This window comes from Planococcus sp. S3-L1 (assembly GCF_030063085.1).
Classification (GTDB): Bacteria; Bacillota; Bacilli; order Bacillales_A; family Planococcaceae; genus Planococcus; species Planococcus kocurii.
Genome location: NZ_JASISN010000005.1, coordinates 155548 through 177320, shown reverse-complemented (window position 1 = coordinate 177320; position 21773 = coordinate 155548). Strand labels below are relative to the sequence as shown.

Genomic DNA, 21773 nt, shown 5'->3' with positions numbered 1-21773 from the left:
ATCTGAATATCAATTAAATTATTATTAACTTTTAACGAGTCTTTGTCGATATTAATGATAGAATGATTGTACAAAAAATACATGAATAACCTATTGTCTAAATAGAATAGGTAAAAAAGAAGTTCTAAGTGTTAAAAAAAGGTAATTTTTGTTTTGGATGTTTCGATGGCATTTTGTCACCTTTTATAACATAGATAACGAAGTCAGTGAATGGAGGTTGTGCTAATGAAAATTGAACAAACTCGTTATTCCCGGTTGGCCGATATTACGAAACTAATCAACACGAATTTTGAACTCCGTCCACTTCTTGAACATGTGATTACGGCTATATCCGAAGAAGTTGTGCAATGTGACTCGGTTGGAATTTACTTGCCGCAAGAAGATGGGAGTTTCCGTGGATACGTGGGGAAACCGGAAGTTATTAATGGTATGACACTCGATATGCATGTAGTAGATACAGAATATGATTTATTAGCAAAAGAAGTAATTGAAACGCAACAAACTATTTATATCGCAGATACGTCAAAAGATAACCGTCCAGATCCAAGAGCAGTTGCAGGATTTGGAATCAAATCACTATTAGCACTTCCTATTTCATATGAAGGTGAATTGTTCGGACTGGTTTTTCTGTTTGACTACGGCATCCCGATGAATTTGACCGCAGATGAAATACAAACGGTAGAAGCCTATGTCAATATGGCAGGTGTAGCAATTCGCAACGTCAACAATTTACAACGTAAGGAAAGTATCCTTGCTGAAAAGCAATTGCTGCTAGATTTGACGCGTGACTTATCTATGACTTCCTCAATGACAGATGTAATGGAAAAATGTTTTCATTATGTCGGTAAGGTTTTGAAAAATGATAATATAGGTGTTCATTTATTAGATCCAATAGTAGGTGCGAAGATGAAACCGACTAATTTAAGTACGAAAAGTGAATGGGCTGAAGAAGACTGGCTGGACAAGCACGAGGAGTTGCAGTTTGATCCATCAAATGATCGTGTGTTTGATGCCGTAGTCGTTTCTAAAAAGCCGCTGTATATTCGAGACGTGACAAAAGACGAACGAGTTAACCAAGAGGTTTCTAAAACATTTGGGTTTGAAGCGATGTTGATGCTTCCTTTTGTATCGATGGGGGAAGTTTTAGGAGCGCTTGTCCTCGTCAGTTTTAATAAAACGGAGCAAGTCTTCAGTGAATCCGATATCGAACTAGCTCAATCGATTGCAGAAGCTACTGCCTCCACACTATCAAATTTGCTCTATATGGAAAAACAAGAAATGCTAATTGAAAAAAGAACTTCAGAGGTTGTTTTGAAAAATAATGAACTTAAAACAGTGGTTACAGAATTAGAAAACTTGAGTCGTGAAAAAGAGCTGATTTTAAATTCGGTAGATGAAGGTATTTTCGGTTTTGATTTAGAAAACAAGATCACGTTTTGCAACCGAGCAGCTGAGTCTATATTAGGTTATAACACGGGTGAACTGATCGGACAGTCCTATAAAATCTTATTACACGACAATCAAAACCTGAGGATCACCTCCGTGTCTTTAGAAGAAGATTTGAAGTTTCTCAAAAAAGATGGTTATGGTTTTTCTGTTGAGTACGTCGTTTCTGCTATAAAAGAAAACAACCAGGTGATTGGTGAGGTTGTTACGTTCAGAGACATTACTAAGAGAAAGCAGTTGGAAAAGGAAATTAGTCACTTGGCTTATTACGATCATTTGACCGATTTGCCGAATCGAATTTTGCTTGAAAATTATTTGGAAAAAGAAACAGGAAAAGCCGGACTTTCAGGACAGAAAGTCGCAGTGTTGTTCTTGGATTTGGATCGCTTTAAAATGATAAACGATAGTTTCGGACATAGTTATGGAGATATGTTACTTAAGAATGTTGCCAATCGTTTGAGACGGTGTGTACCGGAAGGCGCGTTCGTATCGCGTCAAGGAGGCGATGAATTTACGATCGTCTTACCGAACTACAACAAAAATCAAGATGTATTAAAAGTTGTGGATAAGTTAGTAGAATCCTTTGAAGATCCGTTTTCGTTAAAAGGAAATGAAGTATACATTAAAGCGAGTATTGGCATTAGCTTATTCCCTGAACACGGCGATACAGCCGAAATTTTGATCAAAAATGCTGATGCTGCTATGTATAAATCGAAAGAAAAATCCGGTACCTATCATCATTTCTTTAAGAGTGAAATGAGTGACTGGAGTATGGAGAGCATTTACTTAGAAAATGCACTGTATAAAGCATTGAAAAATGATGAACTCAGTCTCCATTATCAACCACAAGTAAATTGCAAAACCAATCGCATCGTCGGAGTAGAAGCGTTGCTAAGGTGGAATCATCCAACTCGAGGCATGATTTCTCCAAATGAGTTTATTCCGGTTGCAGAAGAGACCGGATTGATCGTCCCAATAGGCAAGTGGGTGCTATTGAACGCTTGTAAGCAATTGGAAATATGGCACAGTCAAGGGCATTCACAGTTATCGGTTTCCGTAAATTTATCAGGTAGACAATTTGAAGAAGACGATTTGATCCCTATGATTGAAAGCATCTTAGTAGATACAAAGATAACACCAGAATTTTTGCATATCGAATTAACTGAAAATCAGATTTTCAAAAACACCTATGTGACATTGGAAAAAATGGGAGAAATCAGATCATTGGGCATAAAAATAGCGCTAGATGACTTTGGAACGGGCTATTCGTCATTAGGCTATTTGAAAGATTTTCCAATCGATACGTTAAAAATAGACAGATCGTTTATGCTTGATATCTTAACGGATAAAGACAATGCGGCGATTACGAGTACGATTATTACCTTGGCTCAAAATCTTAACTTAAATGTTATTGCTGAAGGTGTAGAAACAAAAGAGCAGTTAGACTTTTTAATCGCTAGAGATTGCCTTAATATCCAAGGGTATTATTATAGTAAACCTTTACCAGTCGAAGAATTGGAATTCTTCATGGATCGATTTGCACCAAAAATATAAAATTTGTAAGCAAAAACCACTACTGGCAAAGCCATCTCGAAATAGTTTATGATCCCAAAACGCCAATAACACTAATGAACAAACTAATAGCACGTTAAAAACAGCCGATCAAATTATTATAGAAAATAGAAAAACTCGCCATTTAAGAAGAAATGGCGAGTTTTTATTGTTACCCCAGGTGTTTTTTTCATGTGATATTAGTGCTTTTCCAGTTCTTGTTTCTTCAAATGGATTTTTGAAATCTTTCCTGCTGCTGTCATCGGGAACTGCTCAAGGAATTCGAGTTCTCGTACTTTTGAATAGTGGACGACGCGCTCATTTGTATAGGTCATGAGTTCTTTCTCAGACAAGCCACTGCCGGGTTTGAGGATGACGAATGCCTTTGGAATTTCACCGATGCCTTCTACAGGTTTTCCGATGACAATCGCGTTTTGGACGTCAGGGTGAGAGACGAGAACTTCTTCAATCCGGCTCGGATAGACGTTGTAGCCGTTGTAGATGAGCATCTCTTTTTTTCGATCGACAATCGCGAGATAGCCGTCTTCATCAATGATGCCGATATCCCCAGTATGCAGCCAGCCGCTTCGAAGTGTCGCAGCCGTTTCTTCCGGCTTATTGAAATAGCCTTTCATGACTTGTGGACCGTAAATACAAATTTCTCCAGTCTGTCCAGTCGGAAGAGGGTCTTCGCTCATGCCGTCGAGCGATACGACTTTGATTTTTGTGTTGTAGGTTGGCAAACCAACTGTTCCGACTTTATGAACGCCGCCTGTGACCATGACACTGCCGGCTACAGATGCTGTCGCTTCCGTCAGTCCATAGCCTTCGCCAACACGTGCATTCGGGAACATTTCTTTTAGCAGTCCTAACTCTTTTTGTGACAGAGGAGCTGCACCAGAACTGATGTTGCGGATTGTCGAGAAATCGTATGAGTCGACTCCAGGCAAGTTTAATAAGATATTCCACATTGCAGGTGCTCCGTTAATAGAAGACACACTGTATTTTTCGATTAAATCTAGAAATTGTGTAGGAACGAACCGGTCCGGTAACAAAGTCGTGACTCCTTGTGCCATCGGAGAGACAATCATTCCAATACCACCCGTAATATGAAATAGCGGAGAAGGACTTAACCGCACTTCTTCACCGAGAGGAATTAAGTATTTTTTCTTGTAGATTTCACGGTCTTGTTCGACCGCTACGAAACGCAGTGCACCGTCACTATCTAAAATAGGTAACGCCCCAGCCGTCCATGCGGCAATTTGTGTAATATTACTGACTAAATTCGCGTGGGTAATCATCACGCCTTTCGGACTGCCTGTTGTGCCTCCTGTATAGGCGATATGAGCAAGATCAAGTTCCGGAACGATACCCGCATCGAAGTCGTCTTCTGATGCCGCTGCTTTTAATGCTGCAAAACTATACCAGCCATCGTAGTCATCCATCGGTACAGGCGTTTCGTTGGAAAAGATTTCGGACTCTCCAGTGAGAATCACATGTTTGACTTGCGTATTGGTAAGCACTTCTCGAATGGAATGTGCAACCGATTCATGTGTCACGACAACTTGAGTTTCGGAATCATTCAATTGGTGCGTTAAATCTCCTGCAGGTAAATACGGATTGAGTGGGGAATAGGCTGCACCTGATAAAATGATTCCGTAATACGCTGCGACGTATTGCGGGCAGGTTGGCAAATGAGTTGATACGACCATGCCACGACCAATACCGAGTGTTCGCAGTGCATTTGCAAAACGCTTTGCCTCTTGATAAATCGCGTTATATGAAATCGGAGTATCTCGGTAAATATAGGCATTTTTTTCACCGTATTGTTTAACGCTACCTTTTAAAATCGCACCCGCCGATACGTTGGGAATGTCGAGAATTTCAGGGAAATCCAGGTCATAGTTATCTTTTTTTGGGAGTTGGACATTCATCTGATCACCGCCTATTTAAGAGTTTGAATGCAATCTATTTATAATTCAATAACACAAGATTTTTCGCGACAGTAATCTTCAATCGAATCTGTGCCAAAGCCACTACTTTTTACACCACTAAAGGGCATTTCAGGTCCGACGCGCGCATACGTATTAACCCATACGTTTCCAGCCTCGATTGCAGAAACCATGCGATGCGCAAGGCTCAAGTCTTTTGTCCAGACACCTGCAGCCAGACCGAATTCCGTGCCATTTGCGAGTGATAGAGCTTGTTCTTCCGTGTCAAATGGAATCATAACTGCGACAGGTCCAAAAATTTCTTCCTGGCAAATACGCAAAGTATTGGACTCAGCTTTTAATAAGGTGGGCTCAATCCAATAGCCCTCTGCTAAATCACTGTGACCGGGTGCAACTTCTGCTCCTCCAGAACGACCGCCAAAGAGCAGTTCCGCGCCTTCGTCTAATCCGACTTGGATATAATTACGAACGATATCGTATTGTGATTTGTTTGCGATGGGGCCAGTTGTAGTTGTAGGATCCAGTGTCGGCCCGTATGTTTTATAGGCAGGATTTTTTAGGCGTAACACGACGGCTTTAGCCACTTTGTCAAAGATTGATCGATGGACAAGTAATCGTGAACTTCCGACACAAATTTGTCCTGAGTTTCCAGAGAAGATGCTGTATGTACTAATCGCATCTGCTACGGCATCGATGTCCGCATCTTGAAAGATTATATTGGCAGATTTTCCGCCAAGTTCTAGAATGAGTGGCTTTGGTTTATCAGCTGTCGCTCGTGCAATAGTAGCAGCTGTACGACTAGATCCAGTCAAACTAATTTTGTTGACGTCGGGATGACTCGTTAAGGCGTCTCCAATATCTGCGCCGTATCCAGAAATTACGTTGAAAACTCCTGGCGGAAAGATGTCTTTTACCAACTCAGCGAAATACAGAGAAGCTGAGGATGCATGCTCAGAAGGCTTGATAATGACCGTATTTCCTGCTGCCATGGCATTTGCTGCTTTGATGGAAAGTGTAAATAATGGAGCATTCCACGGTGTGATTCCAACAACAACGCCATAAGGCTCACGAAGTGTATAACCCAGACTTGTCGCTGTCACGGGAACGGTTTGACCGCGGTTCGCACCCAATGCTCCAGCGGCAGCGTTAAACCAAATTTGTTGCAATACGGGGATTAAGCCATATGTCGTTTCGCGAATAACCCAACCCGTGTCTTGCGTTTCAAGAGCTGCAAGCGCGTCTCCGTGTTCACCGATGAGTTCAGCCACTTTTCGTAAAGCGGCTGCTCGATCTTCAGCTTTCGCTTTTTTCCAAGCTGGGAATGCACTCTTCGCAGCGTTAACTGCCAACACCGCGTCTTCTTCAGTGCTTTGAGGAATGTATGCCCATACTCGACCAGTTGAAGGATCGATGCTGCCAATTTTTTCGTCACCTATTGCCCCACGTAATTCACCATTAATTAAATTCTGATAGACTTTCAAATCCGTTGATACGGTCATTTGCCATTCTCCTTCTTAACTAATCTGTAGTTCGTTACTTACGAAACAGGTACGGGATGTTGTTTAGTGGATTTTGTATGCCAGCCAAGTGCACGCGCTGCTTTTTTACGAGAGTCGCGAACCGAACCGAAATAGTTCTCGTAATAGCGTGCACGTTTTAGGTAAAGTTGAACATCCAATTCTTCTGTGAATCCAATTCCGCCATGAAGTTGAATCGAGTCGGCAGCTGCTTTTATATAGGCTTTCGAAACGAAAGAACGAGCGCTATGAACAGCTGTTTCTTTATCTTCTGTATTATTTTCTACAGCCCAAGCTGCGTAATAAGACAAAGAACGTGCTGTTTCTAAATCGAGTTTCATGTTCACAATGCCGTGTTTGACTGCTTGAAATCGACCAATGGGTTGATTAAACTGAACACGGATTTTTGCGTATTCGGTCGTTGTATGAACCAGTTCATCCATGCCACCGACCATGCTAGAGCAGAGCGCCGCATTGAAATGGAGCAGTGCATTGTCCAACATTTGTGCCGCCTCGCCTGGTTCACCGAGCAATTCAGCAGGTGCTTGATCAAAGGTCAATTGTGCAATTTGCTGCGTCTCGTCAATGCCCTGAAGATTTTTTTGTGACGCAACATCACTTGCTTTAATAAGAAATAAAGATTTTCCTTCGGCTGTTTGTGCAGCTGTGACGAAGATGTCTGGATTTCCTAATACGGAAACAAGCGTTTTCGTACCTGTTACGGCGTATCCGCTAGTTGTTTTTGCTGCAATGGCGCTAAATGATTTTGGTGTCAGTCCTCTGTTTTGTTCATACCACGCAACAGAGATTGTGCTTTCGCCTGTGGCGACTTTTGTTAACCAATTGGATTTTTGGACTTGTGTTCCGTAAGCGTTAAGTAACGGTACGGCTAAGGCGAGTGTTTCAAGTTGGATGCCCGGTAATAGCACGCGTCCAGTTTCTTCAAAAACTGGAACGAGATCAAGTGCACCAAGTCCAAGTCCATCTTGCTCTTCTGGAATTGGAATCGCAGAGATACCCATTTCAGCAAGACCGGAAGTTACACGTGTAATCGATTCTAGTTTGCCATCAATTATGGAACGGGCAATATCGGTTTTGCCTAAATCAGTCATGTATTTACGAATGGCTGTACGAAACAACTCTTGTTCTTCACTTAATGCGAAATCCATGTTCTTCACCTCTCCTAACAGTTATCGTCCTAAGTCTTTTGGAAGTCCGAGAATTCGTTCGCCAATCGTGTTACGTTGTACTTCGCTTGTGCCGCCACCAATCGTTGCACCGAATGAAGCGAGGTATTGCCCTTGCATATCCGAATCGAACAAGGCATCTTCTGCCATAAGTATGCCTGCATGACCTTGAATCGTCATCGCAAAGTCGAAAAGTTCTTTCGTCAATTCACTGACCAGTAATTTATCAAGCGAACTTTCTGGTCCCGGTTTCCCGTTTTTTAACGTATGTGTGATGTTGCGATAGTAGTTTAGTTTGGCTCCATTGATGCGCGTGTATAAATCAGCAAGTCCGTCTTCAACGAACGGATCTTCCATTAGCGAGACACCGCATACTTGCACGGATTTTGCCATATCAACGACGCGATCAAATTGCTGTTCGAGTGTAAACACTTGAGCTGCAATACCAGATCGTTCATGCAACATAAGTGCAATCAGCACTTTCCATCCTTTACCGACTTCGCCAACGACATCTGCGTCCGTTGCAAGGGCATCTGTTAAATAGACTTCATTGAATTCTTGGTGACCGTCCATTTGGACAATCGGCACTGTTTCAACACCCGGTTGGTGCATATCAAGCAAAAATACGGTAATTCCGTCATGTTTGCCTTCGCTTTTTTCTGTTTTTGTTAACAAGAAACAGCAATCTGCAAGGTGAGCAAAACTGGTCCATACTTTTTGCCCATTGATGACCCACTTGCCGTCTTTCTTCACAGCCGTCGTTTGGATTGCAGAAAGGTCAGAGCCTGCACTCGGTTCTGAATAGCCTTGGCTCCATACTTGCTCGCCAGTTAAAATTTTCTCGATAAATTCATCTTTTTGACTGTCGGTTCCCATTTGCATCAAGGTTGGAGCAACCATATGAATTCCGATGTAGTTAATAAGGGGAGGGGATTGGACACGAACCATCTCCTGATGATAAATAATTTCTTCCATTAACGTTGCGTCGCGTCCGCCGTATTGCTTTGGCCAAGCGATGGCAGCCCAACCACCCTCATAGAGTGCGCGTTGCCAGTCGCGTAAAAATTGAGAGTAGTGTTGTGGGTCTTTAGGAAGTTGACGATCCCCTTCTAACCAACCTGTCGGGAGACTCGTTTCTAGCCAAGCGCGTAGTTCATCGCGAAACTTTTCTTCTTTTTTCGTAAATGTAAAGTTCATCAAGACACATCCTTTCGTTCTATTTCGTCGTTAGTTGCAAAGTTGAACTGCACTATTAAAAAGAGCGGGACTCTAGCTGTTGTTACTTTTCAGCAGGTATCCATTGAGGTAATGCTCGGTCTTCCGTGATATCTACCCACGTCATTTGGAGTGGCATGCCGATTTCTACATCTTCTGCGTCGCAATTAATAATGTTCGCCATCAGTTTTACTTCAGGAGCGGCATCAAGTGACGCTACAGTAATAATCGTTGGTAAGTCATGCTGGAAACCGGGGAGGAATGGACGGTACGACACAACGTATGAATACACGGTTGCTGAAATATTTGACCCAAGCAATTCCCATTCAGTTTCTGGACTGCCACAACTAGGACACGCTGGACCTGGTGGATGAATAAATGAACGACAAGCTGTACATTTTTGCAACTTCAACTCATGTTGATCTGCAGCATCCCAATACGGGTGATTGTCTTGGTTTTTTAATGGAATCGGTTTTTCGTAATCAGTTTTTATCGTCATAAAAACGCCTCCTTAGTTTCGTAGAATCATAGCACCGGCCATATCAGGACCCGCCCAGCCAGTTGCAATCCCGAGCTCACAATTTTTTACTTGTCGATCGGTTCCTTTGTAGTCATGTCGCAATTGGCGAACGAGTTCGAGTACATTATTCATGCCATGGGTATAGCCTTCGGACAACATACCACCTGCTGTGTTAGAAGGAAGTAAGCCGCCCATTTTCAAATTGCCGTCAGCCACGAAATCGCCAACTTCGCCGCGTTTGGCGAATCCATAGGACTCTAGTTGGCGAAGAACGACCCAGCTAAAGCAGTCGTAAATCGCTGCGACTTGAATGTCTTCAGGTTTTACACCAGCAGAACGATACAATTCTGCCGCCGCATAGTCGGCCGCAACTTCATCCACCTGAGTCCAATAGTGAGTGTTGGAATGAGTCGTACGAGGAGCCATTCCCGCAATAAATACAGGTTTCGATTTGCAATTTTTCGCATTTGCTGCAGACGTTACAATAATCGCATTTGCTTCATCTAGTTCTACGCAGCAGTCATGAATATTAAATGGTGAACTGATGTCAGGTGTCGCTAAATACGTTTCCATATCAAGTGGCTTGCCATGTAAAAATGCATCGGGGTTTCGCTGTGCATGTTCATAAAAACTAATACATACATGACCTAAATGTTCTTTCGTGATTCCAGTTTGCTGCATATGTCGCGTCGCGAACATGCCAAACCACTGTGTAGGACTAGCAGTTCCATAAGGCATCAAGAAGCTGCCACCTGACAGCATTTCTTGTAGCATGTTAGGGTCATAGCCACGTCCGACTTGATGGCCCGAACTACCATTCATTGAACGATAGATTAGCACCGTATTCAGCATGCCCGCTTCGATTAGCGCAACGGCGTCAGCGATAAGCAATTCTGTGCTACTGCCGCCACCACTTACGTCTTTGACGTATTTAGGGTGACATCCAAGAAACGTTGCGAGTTCATGGGAAGGACACGAGTCAGCCCCGGTAGAGTAGTTCATGATGCCATCAAGGTCGTGTGCTTCAAGTCCGGCATCTGCTAATGCATTACGTGCTGCAGTGAGTGCCATATGAAGCGGAGTGGTTCCTGATTTACGTGAGCGCTTATTTTCGCCGACTCCGACGATTGCGCATTGATTTGAATAAGTTGCCATGTGTGGAGCCTCCTTCTTTAGTTAAGTGGGTTCGAACATACTAGAACAGCAGAACCGGTCCCGACTCGCTCACCCGGTGCTTTTTCTGCAAATAACTCAAGTGCCACTGCCGGTTGTCCATCGATTTCCATCAATTGCTTTACAAAACCACCACATGTGATCACGTCACCAGGTTTTGTCATGGCACCGAATCGCATATTGAATTGGTGAACAACCGATTCGGTTCCAGCAATTTCTTGAACGTATTGACCAAGAAAGCCCATGATGAGCATGCCGTGGGCAATAACGCCATCTAGTCCAATGCTTTTTGCAAAGTTATCATCTGTGTGAAGCGGATTCAAGTCGCCAGAAGCTTGTGCATACTGAACGAGTTGTTCTTTGCTGACAGCAGGTTTTGTAAAAGAAGGAAGAGCGGTATTGGACTGAAGTTCCGAAAAAGAAATAGCTGTAATCGCTTTCATTTATTTCGCCTCCTTCGGAACGGGTCGATAAATAATCGTGTTGCGAGAAACTGCTACAAGTGTGTCGTCTTCAGTTGTCATATTCGTGTCGAGAACAAGAAATTGCATCGTTCCACTTTTCCCAACCCGGTCGTAGACATCCGTGACGGTCATTATACAGTCTAATTTATCGCCAATTCGTACGGGTTGATGGTAGATAAACTCCTGCTCCCCGTGCAACATGCGTTTGAAATCGAGTTTAAGTGGAAACTCAGCGTGGCTACCCAGCGCCACTAAAAAAGTAGGAGGGACAGTCATTCCTTCGTAAGCGGTTGTTTTTGCATAAGCTTCATTTTCATACAACAAGTTGTTGTCGCCGATTGCTTGTGCAAATCGCGTAACATGTTCTCGTTCGATGACGACACTATAGGGGGTACTGGCAATCCCTATCATGCTTTTATTTAAATTCATGAGGCACCTCCGAATTTTTTGTTTGAATATTCTATCTAAAATGAATATTAAATGAATTATATTGACAGAACAATGTATGAATCTCTATATTTATAGTATATAAAGTAGATTTTTCTCTACTGAAGGAGCGTGAGGCTATGGATAATTCGATTGCAACACTCTATAACCGAATGGGGTTCAAATTGCCTTATTCCGTATGGAAGAAAACCGGAGAGTCTAGCACGTTGGAGGCAATCGTTAATAAATCAGAAATGAAACCTCCTGCTATGGAAAATATGCGAGGAACGCCTATTCACACCTTTCAAGAGAACGATGAACAAAAAGTCCAATTTACATATGCAGATGATTACCATGTCTTTCTCGTTTTTACAGAAAATCGTGTAGTTGGTGAAGACGAGTTGGCTGTGCTTTTTGACTTTTTCTATAAAGGCTATGCACAGTTTATCGATGTTACGGGACGTGTCAAATTAGCAAAGATTGTTGATAGTATTCGTTATACAACCGCATCACTCAATTTAGAAGACGTTTTTTGCAATATTTTGACGCATACGCTTGAAGTTATTACAAATGCAGATTATGGAACACTTTGGTTGTATGATGAAACGAAAAAGAAAATTGTTTGCAAAGCATCACAAGGATATCGGTACGAAGAAATCCGTCACATGGAGTTCGAACTAGGAGAAGGTCCTGTTGGTCATGCCTTTGAAGTTGGGACGCCCGTGTTAATAACAAACCCTAGCGATCTGAAATTTGGTGAAGTAAAACATATTTCGAAAGAAAACAAACAGCGTTGGGGAAGGCGAGTTGAAGATATCACGAATATTCGATCTGTGATTGCCTATCCCATCGTCGTAGAAGACCGTATTGAATGCGTCATGTACCTGGGACAGATGCATTCAGAACATGTCTTAACCGATCGAGATTTATGGCTGCTGCAAATTTTTACGACTCAAGTGGGTATCGCAATTCGCAACGCCAAGCAGTTTGCGAATATCAGGGAATTGAATGATGCTTTGGTGCAGCGAGATGTCATTCATGCAAGGTTGACGGATTTATCCGTTCGAAATATGGGGACAGAGAAGATGGTTGAGGAACTAAGTCAGATGGCGGGACAGTCGCTAGTGTTTATTGATTTGTTGATGAATGAAATGATTCCAGCTATGGCCATACTTCCCACTGGATTATCATTCAGTCATTTACTGCAGATTATTCAAAAAGAGTCTCAAGCAAAAAGTATCGAACTTAATACAAAAGAAGGCGATGTCGTATACCCAATTCGTTCAGGATCTGTCGTGCTGGGTTGTTTGATTGCAAAGTCACCACAAACCTTGACGCGTCTTGGTGAAGTAGCACTCGAACAAGGCAGTGCAGTACTTGCCTTAGAACGTGTTCAAAAGCAAAATGTGTTAGCATTTTATTATAAAAATCAGCAACAATTGTTTGATGAACTTCTCTATACGAACGATCCCGAGCTACTGAATGAAAAAGCAGAGGCTCTCGGAATTCGGAATTCTGAAGGGTTTGTCGTGGCGATGCTGCAAGTGACGGGTTGCTCCGATCCGCAGGAACTAGAAGCGCATATTTTTCGCCTTATAGCGGAGTTACGTTCCGCAGCAGGTGCACTTGTTCAGACCGTATTTGGTTGGCAAAACAAAGTCATTTTGCTGGCTGGCGTAACCGGAACTGTGGAACTTGGTTTTTTCGAAAGGCAATTGGATGAAATGTTAGTGTATCGAGCAGATGGCCGAAACGATTACGTGTTGCATGGGGGAATTGGGTCGTTGATCTCTTCATACAGCGACATTGAGCGCTCGTATCGTGAAGCCGAAATTGCGCTGACCAATCCACTTGCAGGAAAGGTGAATCACAAACTTGTACGTTATACAGATATCGGGATTAGTCGGTTATTCACGAGTCGGAATACCGAAGAAGTCAGTAAGTTTTTATCAGATGTCTTTCAACCATTACGCGAAATCGACCGTTCAGGTGGCATGTTGGAACAGACACTTCTTGTCTATTTCGAAAAAAATCGATCAGCAGGCGAAGCGGCAGAAACCTTGCATATCCATATTAATACGCTTTATCAGCGGTTAAAAAAGATAGAAGAGGTACTTGGCTTGTCGTTAAAAAATGCAGATGATGTCTTACAATTGCAGCTGGCTTGTTATTTGTGCCAGCGTGCATAGAAAAATTATCACCTAACAAAGAGGGGATGTCTCAAAAAAATTAGGAACAATGACTTTCGAGATAGCTCCTTTTGCATGCTAAAGAACAAGTTGCTGTTTATTATGACGAGGCTAGCGAACATATCTTTGCTCTTCGCCATGTCCATACCTATCAGCCGTTTTGAATCTTAAAAAAGAGACAAATAAACATCCATTTCTGTAAGGAAATAGAACGATTACGCAAAAATAATGTGGAAAATGCGTTCGGTCTTATCAAGAGAAATCAGTCGTTCTGAAATTTCACCTCCAGGGTCTTGAAAAAGTGCACACCGAGTTCTGGATTATAGGTACGAGTCAATAAAACAGACGAAGAAAAAAGAACTCTTTTTTCTTCGTCTGTTTTATGTTAAAGGCTATAGGGCGACGCTCTTTATATAAAGCTATTTTTTTTGTAACTCGATTTTAACATCTCCATTAATATAATTTGGATAGGAGAACAAGTCGATTTTTATCGGATTGATATACCCGTTATCTACGATGCCAATTGCAAAGTTTTGTCCGTTTTTATAACTAGTAGACATGCTAGAAGATGACAAGTCTAGTAGTTCATCATTTGCATCCTTTACTTGATAATCAATTCCGTAAGCATGTTCTTTATCTGCATCGACTTTCAAAGTCATTTCAACTTCAGTTCGACTAGATTTAGTTAAGGTCAACCTACCATCTTTTGGACTGTGCAATAAAAAGTTCTTCTCCGTATCTACTATCAAATAAGCGTCTTCTTGGTCGACCGCTTGCATAGTATTGATTCGTAAATACAGTTGCTTCGGCTTTTCAAAATAATTGCTTTGAAGATAGTAAAGCATTTCGCCATCTTCCATATTACCAGTAGTCGAAATTCCATTGGATATTGAACTCCAAATTTCACCGGTGTCATCTTCTAAGCGCATATCTTCAAATTGAAGTATTTTTTTAGTGTTAGTTGGATCAAACGAAATCTTAATACCTACGCGAAGTGGATGAACAGTGATATCTTCGATTGTGAATTTTTGTCCTTCGACTTCCACTTCTTTATTGATGCCATAAATGATACTTGGTTTTACATTTTCAGGAACAACAAACGGTATGGAAAAATCAAACGAATTGCCGTTCAAAATAGTTTCTAGTTCAAGTGTAAAAGATAGGTCTTCAAAATTTATCGGGTTTTCAAATGTATATTTCAGGATATCTGTATAGATTTTTGGAGACAGATCTTCAGACACTGGAGAACTGTAGGAAATGCTTGCAGAACCATGTTCTTGTTGCTGATTTTTTAAAACAGGCGTTTCTATGACGACATCTTCTATTTCTACAGGAGATTCAATGGTATAAAAGAGATTCATGCCCGATTCGTCTAAAACGACACCGTCAATTGTCATCGTCGTATGTCCAATTGTTTGAGACTCACCGATCGGTTGGTAGTAGTCATTTTCAAATATAGCAGTAAGTCCTTTGTCATCTTGTATCATTTCAACAAATTTTTCCATTCCAGGAATTGATGCCACCGCATTAGCGAAAGTGGGAGATATCCGGATTGTCGTGAGGACTGTGAGAATTACCAGCGCAGCTGCGGCTAGGCTCCAAAAAGTTCGCTGCCGTTTAGCGTGGAGTTGTTTTTTTTCTCGTTTGGCTTGTTCAAGACCTTGTCTAATTGCACCGTCTGCTTGATCAATGGGAAGAGGGATCTGTGCTAAGTGGTTTTTGAAATCATTTAATTTCTGTTCCTCTTTTTCATACATGATCGATCTCTCCTTTGTCTTCAAGATATCTACGGAGCGTTCGTAGTGTTTTATGCAAGCGTGATTTTACAGTACCTTCAGGAATTTTTTCGATGGCTGCGATGTCTTTGATTTTAACGTCCTGAAAATATTTCATGTAAATCAATTGTTGTTCAGTGGGAGAAAGTGTACTTAAAGCTTCCTGTAATTCAATTTGGGCTAAATTATCTAAAACTGGAAGGTCAAGATTTTTCTCGCTCAGGACGAACCGTTTGCCTCTTTTTAGTTGATCCTGGCAATAATTAATCATAATACGAATTAGCCAGGTTTTGGCATAGGCAGGCTCCTTTAAGGTGTGAATTTTCTTGAATGCTCGGTAAGTCGTTTCTTGTAAAGCTTCAAGTGCTGCGTGTTCGTTTTTAAGAAAAGCTAAAGCAGTCCGTAATAAGGCTTCTTTATGCATATGCATTAAATCGATAAAAGCTTCTTCTTCGCCTTGTATCGCTTTTCGGGCGACGTTAATTTCATCCACAGCCAACACCTCACTCTCTACTTACATATTAGACATCTCAGCCTCGAAAAAGTTCATCGAAAATATTTTTTTGTTAAAATAATTTTTTTCCATATTTATATGATTCTAGCTCAATACAAATTACGGTTTTTATGTACTTGATCGATTAACCAACAAAACACTCTTTCGACGCTTACTCCACACAAATTGATGCTGCCATTATCAGCGCGCTTTAATGCGTCCGTTACCCGCTTCAAAATCAATAGGAAAATCGAGCGCGTCGGTAGCTAGTTGGATACGCTCATTCTCCGCCTTCGCCTGCAATATTGGGCTGGACGGATAAGTTAGTTCAGCACTTTACTTACCCGCGGAAGTCCCCACTATTTTGCTCCATCTCTTCTTGTTACCAACGAAAAAATAGATCCTACCTTCCTGCTCGACAAGTTACTTAGCACCGGTGTGTCGACGGGCTTGGCGAAGTAAGAAGACTGGCGAACTTTACCTGGCTTCTCGAGGAAGCCATTCCCAAAGCGTTGTAGAAAAATTGGCTACTTTCATTCAATTTATATAAAAAAAATGGTGCAAAATAGTCATCCTATTGACTAAACCGTAAACTTTATCATAAATGTATTTATTTATCAGAAAAATCAGTTCATTAATGGTTTACATGTTATATTATGGAGTAACAAAGTGAATATGGTGCTGAATTTATTTTTTCGCAACTGCTTGAAAGAATGCATTGTCTCTATTGTAGAAGGGGGATGCTGAAATGTGGCATGTAGAGAAAACGATTTTCATCGACCGCAGTGTGGAGGAAGTCCATCGATTCGCAACGAATCCGAAATTCTGGTACCAGTGGTATGCCAATTTATCCGAAGCTGAAAATCAAATAGGAACAGGTAAAAAAGGAACAAGCATGGATTTAAAGTATTTTTTTTTAGGAAGAGAACGATCGGTGCATGTACTTGTGGAAGAAAACGCGCCCGTTGGTAATGGGTATGTTTGGCGATGCCTCGTCACGGGTTCTTTTGACGCGTCTCAAACATGGAGTTATGTACCGAAAGAGGAAGGCACTGAACTTCATTTTGAGATGAATTATGAACTTTCAGGAAACATCGTCGGGAAAGTGGCCAATACGTTTTATGTAAAAAAGCTGATGTCCAATTCAGTAAATCAGACATTGCAAAATCTAAAAGATATTAGTGAAAGCGAATAACATGTCTCATATGGCGGATTGTGTGAATCGAAATGAACTAATTGCAAAAAAAAGTTTGCTTAAAGAACAAGTCAACTGGGCCTCTTATGAAAATGCCAGGGGCAAATGGAGAACCCGAAACGTTGTCACCTGAGATTCACTTTTTTTACTCTTTTGTCAATGTATAGCGCTCAACAGCATTTAATCCTTGGCCTCCACATGCGATAAGTCCGACTTCCGCTTGTTTTGCGTAGTCGCGCGAAATGACCTTATCAGGTGAACCTGAGATGACAAATACGTTCACTTCAGATATGTCACCTGCTAAGGCTTTTTAAATCATCAAAACGCTTCTTGCCACAATCAAAGATTCGATCAACATACAAATTCCTCCGAAGCTTTTTTGTTCATAGGCTTGGTATAATTTTTCAACCATGATAAAAACCTTTAGAAATCTTTTTACTAGCTGGCTAAAATGATATGAAGCTTTGTTTATAAAGGTTCATATCATTTTGATAAATTGAACTGACTCCACACTTTCTGCATGTATAGCGCGTACATTTAAATTGTAGACAGATACAAGGATTTTAAAAAGGAGGCAGAAAGAAATGATGGGACCAGGATGGGGAATGGGTTGGGGAATGGGAGGTGGAATTTGGATGATACTCGCATTATTGGTTATCATCGGCGTTGCTGTTTACTACTTTACGAAAAATAAAAACAACAATGGTTTAACTAACTCGCAGCAAGATACTAAGACAGACGCACTGGAAATAGCTAGAACTAGACTGGCTAAAGGTGAAATAACGACTGAAGAATTTGAAGAAATTAAAAAGACGCTGTTATAAAAAAGACTAATGAGATGCTGAAAAAGCGCGCATGAAAAATACATCCGTGCAATACGCAATTTCGAGCTGTACAGTTTTGTAACATAGAGAAGATAAAGCAAAAAACCGCGATTTGGGTCTGGCTCAATCACGGTTTTTCTATAGGTATAACTTTACGTTTTCATACGACCAAATATGTTTTAAGCGCTTGCTGCAACGTACCCAGTGTTTTCGTTTTTGGGTCAAAAGACAAGTCTAAGTGAATCATTTTGCGGACAACTTCTGCGCGTAAACCGGTAATTATCGTGTTGCAGCCCATTAACGCTGTACCATCGATAATTTTCATAATGTGATAAATGACTTCTTTTTCCATATCGGCTATTCCAGACAAATCCAAAATCAATGTATCGATACGAGAGATACCGACTTCGTTTAATACTTTTTCTTCAAGAATCGATGTACGGAACAAATCAACCGAACCGATTAACGGAAGAATGGAGACAGATGAATTGATGGGAATGATTGGCACAGACAAGTTTTCAACCAACTGTCGGTGTGCTTTAATCAACGAATCTTTATAAGTTGAATAACTGATAAAGAACGTATTTAAGAACACATCAACGCGTGAGTTAATATCTTTTTCCATAGCAAAAAAATCAAATGTACTTCCATTGTCAGTAGCCTCGTTGTATTGTTGAAGGAAGATCCACAAGGTACGACGAATGGCTTGAATCCATTCTAATTTGAAGGAAAGTTCAATAGAGTGTGTAGCCCATGCAATGCCTTCTTGCTTAGCAAATAACCGGAGGTCTTCTTCTTGTCCATCAATGATGTAGCTAACAACTGCATGCGCGTTTGTAACAAGATCAATATTGCCAACCGTTAAGATTTCATCCATTTTGTTTTTTACGTTAACGGCTTCCTCTGACAATTTTTCTTCAAACGCTTCTTGATGCTTCAAGAAAAAAGCTTTGATTTCTTCTGATTTTTGTAACGGCTTGACCATTCCTTTTTCTCCTTTAGAGTGAATTTTAATGAGTAAATCGAGTGTCTCTTTAAAGTATATCATTAACGATTTTTTTTTGTGAAGTGGTGTTAGGAGAACGGGGATTTCTTATTTCGTCTGTAATTCTGAGTAAAAACTGCGTATTTAGAAAAGGGGAAGAGCATTGTAGTAGATAAATTGACGCAACAAACCATCCGAAGAATTTGACAATCCTAGGAACGCAGCGTCAATATGCATATTACGTTTATTTGTATAAACTAATAATGTTTTTTAATGTGTCATTGCCAACGGCTCCTAGATTTAACACATTCGCATCTGTCCAATAAAGGATTCGCACAGAAGAGCCATCTTTAAGGTGAATATCGAGAAACGTTCCTTCTTCATCTTCGATTTTCTTGTATACATTATCAAACCCTACGAAATCTAGCGTCAAAAATTCATTAATAAATTTTGTCCAATGCTCCTCCTTCAAATCCATGACATGACTGCCATCGTAAGAACTTCTAACACTCATTCCTTCTACCTTTCCTTCTATATCATAAAGTTCACCGATTGTTTTGGCTTTATCATTTTCTTGAACTTCGTAAACGATTCCATCGGCAATTATTCGGAAATCACTTTTGTATCCATTAAATTCATATAATGTAGTGCCAACAGATAAAAAAGCAGCATCTCCATTTTTTATTTGATGATTTAAGCATGCTTGATCGGCCATCTCGTATTTAACTTCACCAATAATTTCCCCTAAATCTTTCTCTTCAACCGTATAATTGGTGGCATCTAATGCATGATATTGAATATCGTTGATTTTAACCAAGTCGACCCATTCAACGATTGTGTTAGGAGGACACCCACGAGGGATCGAGCAGCCGGACAACATAACGATGCTCATAAAGAATAGAAATGTTCTTTTCAAATGATTTCATCTCCTTTAGCTTGTTAGGCGCTTTAGTAGAAGAAAAGTTACACTGAAAAAAGCCGGTTTCTTTGAAAATTTATAATTCAGTGGGAGTCATTGGTGTTTGGAGATACAGGTGTCCTAGGCAGAGGTTTAGGATAGACATTCTGATAATTCTGCTTCTATAATAAAGTGTGTATAAAAATTATACAAAAATTATATAATGAAAGTTTTTAAAATCAACAGGTAGGGAATTGTAAGGACGATAACAATATTTTTACAAGTTAACAGATTCTCCAAAAGTATAGATGAGACAAGAAGGGCGGTACCTGTATGAATCATTCACAAAAATCGGTAATCGTAATTGGGGGAGGCCTTGGCGGCTTGTCTGCTGCTATTTCACTTGCACAAAAAGGTTACGCGGTTTCTTTATATGAAAAAAACGATCACATCGGCGGGAAAGTAAATCGTCTCGAGCAAGACGGATTTGGTTTTGACCTCGGCCCGTCTATTTTAACGATGCCGCATATTTTTGATAAACTGTTCCAAGGGAGCGGCAAGCGGATGGAGGATTATGTGCCCATTGAACGCCTTGAGCGGGAATGGCGTTCGTTCTTTCCAGATGGTACCGTACTGGATTTGTACCATGATCTTGATTTAATGGAACGAACAAATCCTGCACTTTCTCACAAAGACATGAAAGAGTATTACGCATTGTTGAAATACGCACAAAAGATTTATAAAACGACAGAGCGTAGTTATTTAAAAGAAGGCTTTGAGTCACCGCAAGAAGCCGTGGCGCAAAATGGCATCATTGCGACGTTGACTGGATTCGATTTAACGTCAACCATGTATAGCGCGATTTCGAAACGTATTAGTAACCCACATCTACGCGACATGCTGTCGTATTACGTTAAATACGTGGGTTCTTCTCCTTACAGTGCACCTGCCGTTCTCAACATGATGATTTACATGCAACACGCGCAAGGGTGCTGGTATGTGAAAGGCGGTACGCATAAATTAGCAGAAGGCTTAACAAAGCTTGCAGAAGAAGCAGGCGTCCGACTCCATACAGGCATGGGTGTGATTCGTGCATTGACTAGCGAAGATGACAAAATTGTCGGTGTTGAACTGGAAGATGGCTCATTCGAAACTGCAGATTATTACGTATCTAATATGGAAGTTATTCCGTTTTATAAAAAAATGGTCGCCGCAGACGAAGCGTTTGTTGCGGATTTGAAGAAAAAGTATGAACCTGCAAGTTCTGGACTTGTGCTGCATCTGGGGGTCAAGAAAACGTATCCCTTGCTAAATCATCATAATTTCTTCTTTTCTGAGAACCTGCATGAACAAATGGAGAAAGTGTTTGAGAAACACGAGTTGCCAGACGATCCAACCATCTATTTAGTGAATGTGAATAAAACCGATCCATCTCAAGCACCAGAAGGACATGAGAACATTAAGATTTTGCCACACATTCCGTATATCCAAGACAATCCATTTACACCTGAGCAATACGCGGATTTTGAAGAACTTGTGCTTGATAAATTAGAACGCATGGGCTTAGAGGGGCTGCGGGAAAATATTGTGACACGCGACGTCTGGACACCACACGATATCGAACGCGTGTATGGTTCAGACCGAGGTGCCATTTACGGAACGGTTTCTGATAAAAAGAAAAATGGTGGCTTTAAGCACAAGAAACAAAGCGAACTGTACGACAATCTTTACTTTGTCGGGGGCACAGTAAATCCAGGTGGCGGAATGCCCATGGTAACGCTCAGTGGTCAACAAGTGAGTGATAAGATTGTTAGACGTGATCAAGCAGAGAAGAAATAGAAACGCTATATTTACGGGCATAATCCGAAAAGAGGTGACTCGGTGAAGATGATGAGATTTATGGATGATTTGAGCGGTGCAATTTTCGATTCGGACCCACAGGGTATGGGGCGTGCAACTGGCG

General features: G+C 41.1%; 18 protein-coding genes. 5 read left to right on the top strand and 13 right to left on the bottom strand.

Annotated features, from left to right (window positions below; all coding sequences use genetic code 11):
* Window positions 1-225 precede the first annotated feature (225 nt).
* Window positions 226-3000 (top strand): bifunctional diguanylate cyclase/phosphodiesterase, encoded by a 2775-nt coding sequence (locus tag QMF37_RS07650; RefSeq protein ID WP_071153896.1) that lies wholly within the window; start codon window positions 226-228, stop codon window positions 2998-3000.
* A 197-nt stretch (window positions 3001-3197) separates the two neighbouring features.
* On the opposite strand, the gene QMF37_RS07645 is transcribed toward QMF37_RS07650, so the two are convergent.
* The 8 genes from QMF37_RS07645 to QMF37_RS07610 all read right to left on the bottom strand — a co-directional run bounded on the left by QMF37_RS07645 (window position 3198) and on the right by QMF37_RS07610 (window position 11454).
* Window positions 3198-4931, bottom strand: a complete 1734-nt coding sequence (locus tag QMF37_RS07645; protein ID WP_283477611.1) for an AMP-binding protein — start codon at window positions 4929-4931, stop codon at window positions 3198-3200.
* A 38-nt stretch (window positions 4932-4969) separates the two neighbouring features.
* A complete protein-coding gene (locus QMF37_RS07640) occupies window positions 4970-6448 on the bottom strand; it encodes an aldehyde dehydrogenase family protein (RefSeq protein ID WP_283477609.1) in 1479 nt (492 codons plus the stop codon).
* 38 nt (window positions 6449-6486) lie between these two features.
* Window positions 6487-7635 carry an acyl-CoA dehydrogenase family protein gene (locus QMF37_RS07635; RefSeq protein WP_283477607.1) on the bottom strand — a complete coding sequence of 383 codons (1149 nt, stop codon included), beginning with the start codon at window positions 7633-7635 and terminating at the stop codon, window positions 6487-6489.
* Window positions 7636-7656: 21 nt separating this feature from the next.
* On the bottom strand, window positions 7657-8850 hold the full coding sequence (locus QMF37_RS07630) for an acyl-CoA dehydrogenase family protein (protein ID WP_283477605.1): 1194 nt from the start codon (window positions 8848-8850) through the stop codon (window positions 7657-7659).
* An 82-nt stretch (window positions 8851-8932) separates the two neighbouring features.
* On the bottom strand, window positions 8933-9367 hold the full coding sequence (locus tag QMF37_RS07625; protein ID WP_078080169.1) for a Zn-ribbon domain-containing OB-fold protein: 435 nt from the start codon (window positions 9365-9367) through the stop codon (window positions 8933-8935).
* Window positions 9368-9379: 12 nt separating this feature from the next.
* The gene (locus tag QMF37_RS07620; RefSeq protein ID WP_283477603.1) at window positions 9380-10543 is read right to left on the bottom strand and encodes a thiolase C-terminal domain-containing protein; all 1164 of its coding nucleotides are present in this window, start codon (window positions 10541-10543) and stop codon (window positions 9380-9382) included.
* Between the two features lie 17 nt (window positions 10544-10560).
* Window positions 10561-11004 (bottom strand): MaoC/PaaZ C-terminal domain-containing protein, encoded by a 444-nt coding sequence (locus QMF37_RS07615; RefSeq protein WP_149456576.1) that lies wholly within the window; start codon window positions 11002-11004, stop codon window positions 10561-10563.
* Complete coding sequence (locus tag QMF37_RS07610; RefSeq protein ID WP_283477600.1) at window positions 11005-11454, bottom strand: MaoC family dehydratase N-terminal domain-containing protein; 450 nt, start codon at window positions 11452-11454, stop codon at window positions 11005-11007.
* A 137-nt stretch (window positions 11455-11591) separates the two neighbouring features.
* Here QMF37_RS07610 and QMF37_RS07605 point away from each other — a divergent pair, with 137 nt between their 5' ends.
* Window positions 11592-13640: a helix-turn-helix domain-containing protein gene (locus QMF37_RS07605; RefSeq protein ID WP_283477598.1), complete on the top strand. Its 2049-nt coding sequence runs from the start codon at window positions 11592-11594 to the stop codon at window positions 13638-13640.
* A 419-nt stretch (window positions 13641-14059) separates the two neighbouring features.
* On the opposite strand, the gene QMF37_RS07600 is transcribed toward QMF37_RS07605, so the two are convergent.
* Window positions 14060-15397 (bottom strand): DUF4179 domain-containing protein, encoded by a 1338-nt coding sequence (locus QMF37_RS07600; protein WP_283477597.1) that lies wholly within the window; start codon window positions 15395-15397, stop codon window positions 14060-14062.
* On the bottom strand, window positions 15390-15908 hold the full coding sequence (locus QMF37_RS07595; protein WP_071154554.1) for a sigma-70 family RNA polymerase sigma factor: 519 nt from the start codon (window positions 15906-15908) through the stop codon (window positions 15390-15392). The genes QMF37_RS07600 and QMF37_RS07595 overlap by 8 nt, the downstream gene beginning before the upstream one ends.
* A 748-nt stretch (window positions 15909-16656) precedes the next feature.
* Between QMF37_RS07595 and QMF37_RS07590 the strand changes: the two genes are divergently transcribed.
* Window positions 16657-17103: an SRPBCC family protein gene (locus QMF37_RS07590; RefSeq protein ID WP_283477595.1), complete on the top strand. Its 447-nt coding sequence runs from the start codon at window positions 16657-16659 to the stop codon at window positions 17101-17103.
* Between the two features lie 145 nt (window positions 17104-17248).
* Here the strand turns inward: QMF37_RS07590 and QMF37_RS07585 are convergent, their stop codons facing one another.
* A complete protein-coding gene (locus QMF37_RS07585; RefSeq protein ID WP_283477593.1) occupies window positions 17249-17386 on the bottom strand; it encodes a hypothetical protein in 138 nt (45 codons plus the stop codon).
* A 301-nt stretch (window positions 17387-17687) separates the two neighbouring features.
* Between QMF37_RS07585 and QMF37_RS07580 the strand changes: the two genes are divergently transcribed.
* Window positions 17688-17927, top strand: coding sequence for an SHOCT domain-containing protein (locus QMF37_RS07580; RefSeq protein ID WP_283477591.1), 240 nt, complete (start codon window positions 17688-17690; stop codon window positions 17925-17927).
* A 160-nt stretch (window positions 17928-18087) separates the two neighbouring features.
* Here QMF37_RS07580 and QMF37_RS07575 read toward each other — a convergent pair whose 3' ends face one another.
* Together QMF37_RS07575 and QMF37_RS07570 are read right to left on the bottom strand one after the other, a co-directional pair.
* The gene (locus QMF37_RS07575) at window positions 18088-18912 is read right to left on the bottom strand and encodes an STAS domain-containing protein (RefSeq protein ID WP_283477589.1); all 825 of its coding nucleotides are present in this window, start codon (window positions 18910-18912) and stop codon (window positions 18088-18090) included.
* 244 nt (window positions 18913-19156) lie between these two features.
* Window positions 19157-19828, bottom strand: coding sequence for a hypothetical protein (locus QMF37_RS07570; protein WP_058386195.1), 672 nt, complete (start codon window positions 19826-19828; stop codon window positions 19157-19159).
* Window positions 19829-20143: 315 nt separating this feature from the next.
* Between QMF37_RS07570 and QMF37_RS07565 the strand changes: the two genes are divergently transcribed.
* Window positions 20144-21649 carry a phytoene desaturase family protein gene (locus QMF37_RS07565; protein WP_283477587.1) on the top strand — a complete coding sequence of 502 codons (1506 nt, stop codon included), beginning with the start codon at window positions 20144-20146 and terminating at the stop codon, window positions 21647-21649.
* Window positions 21650-21773 lie beyond the last annotated feature (124 nt).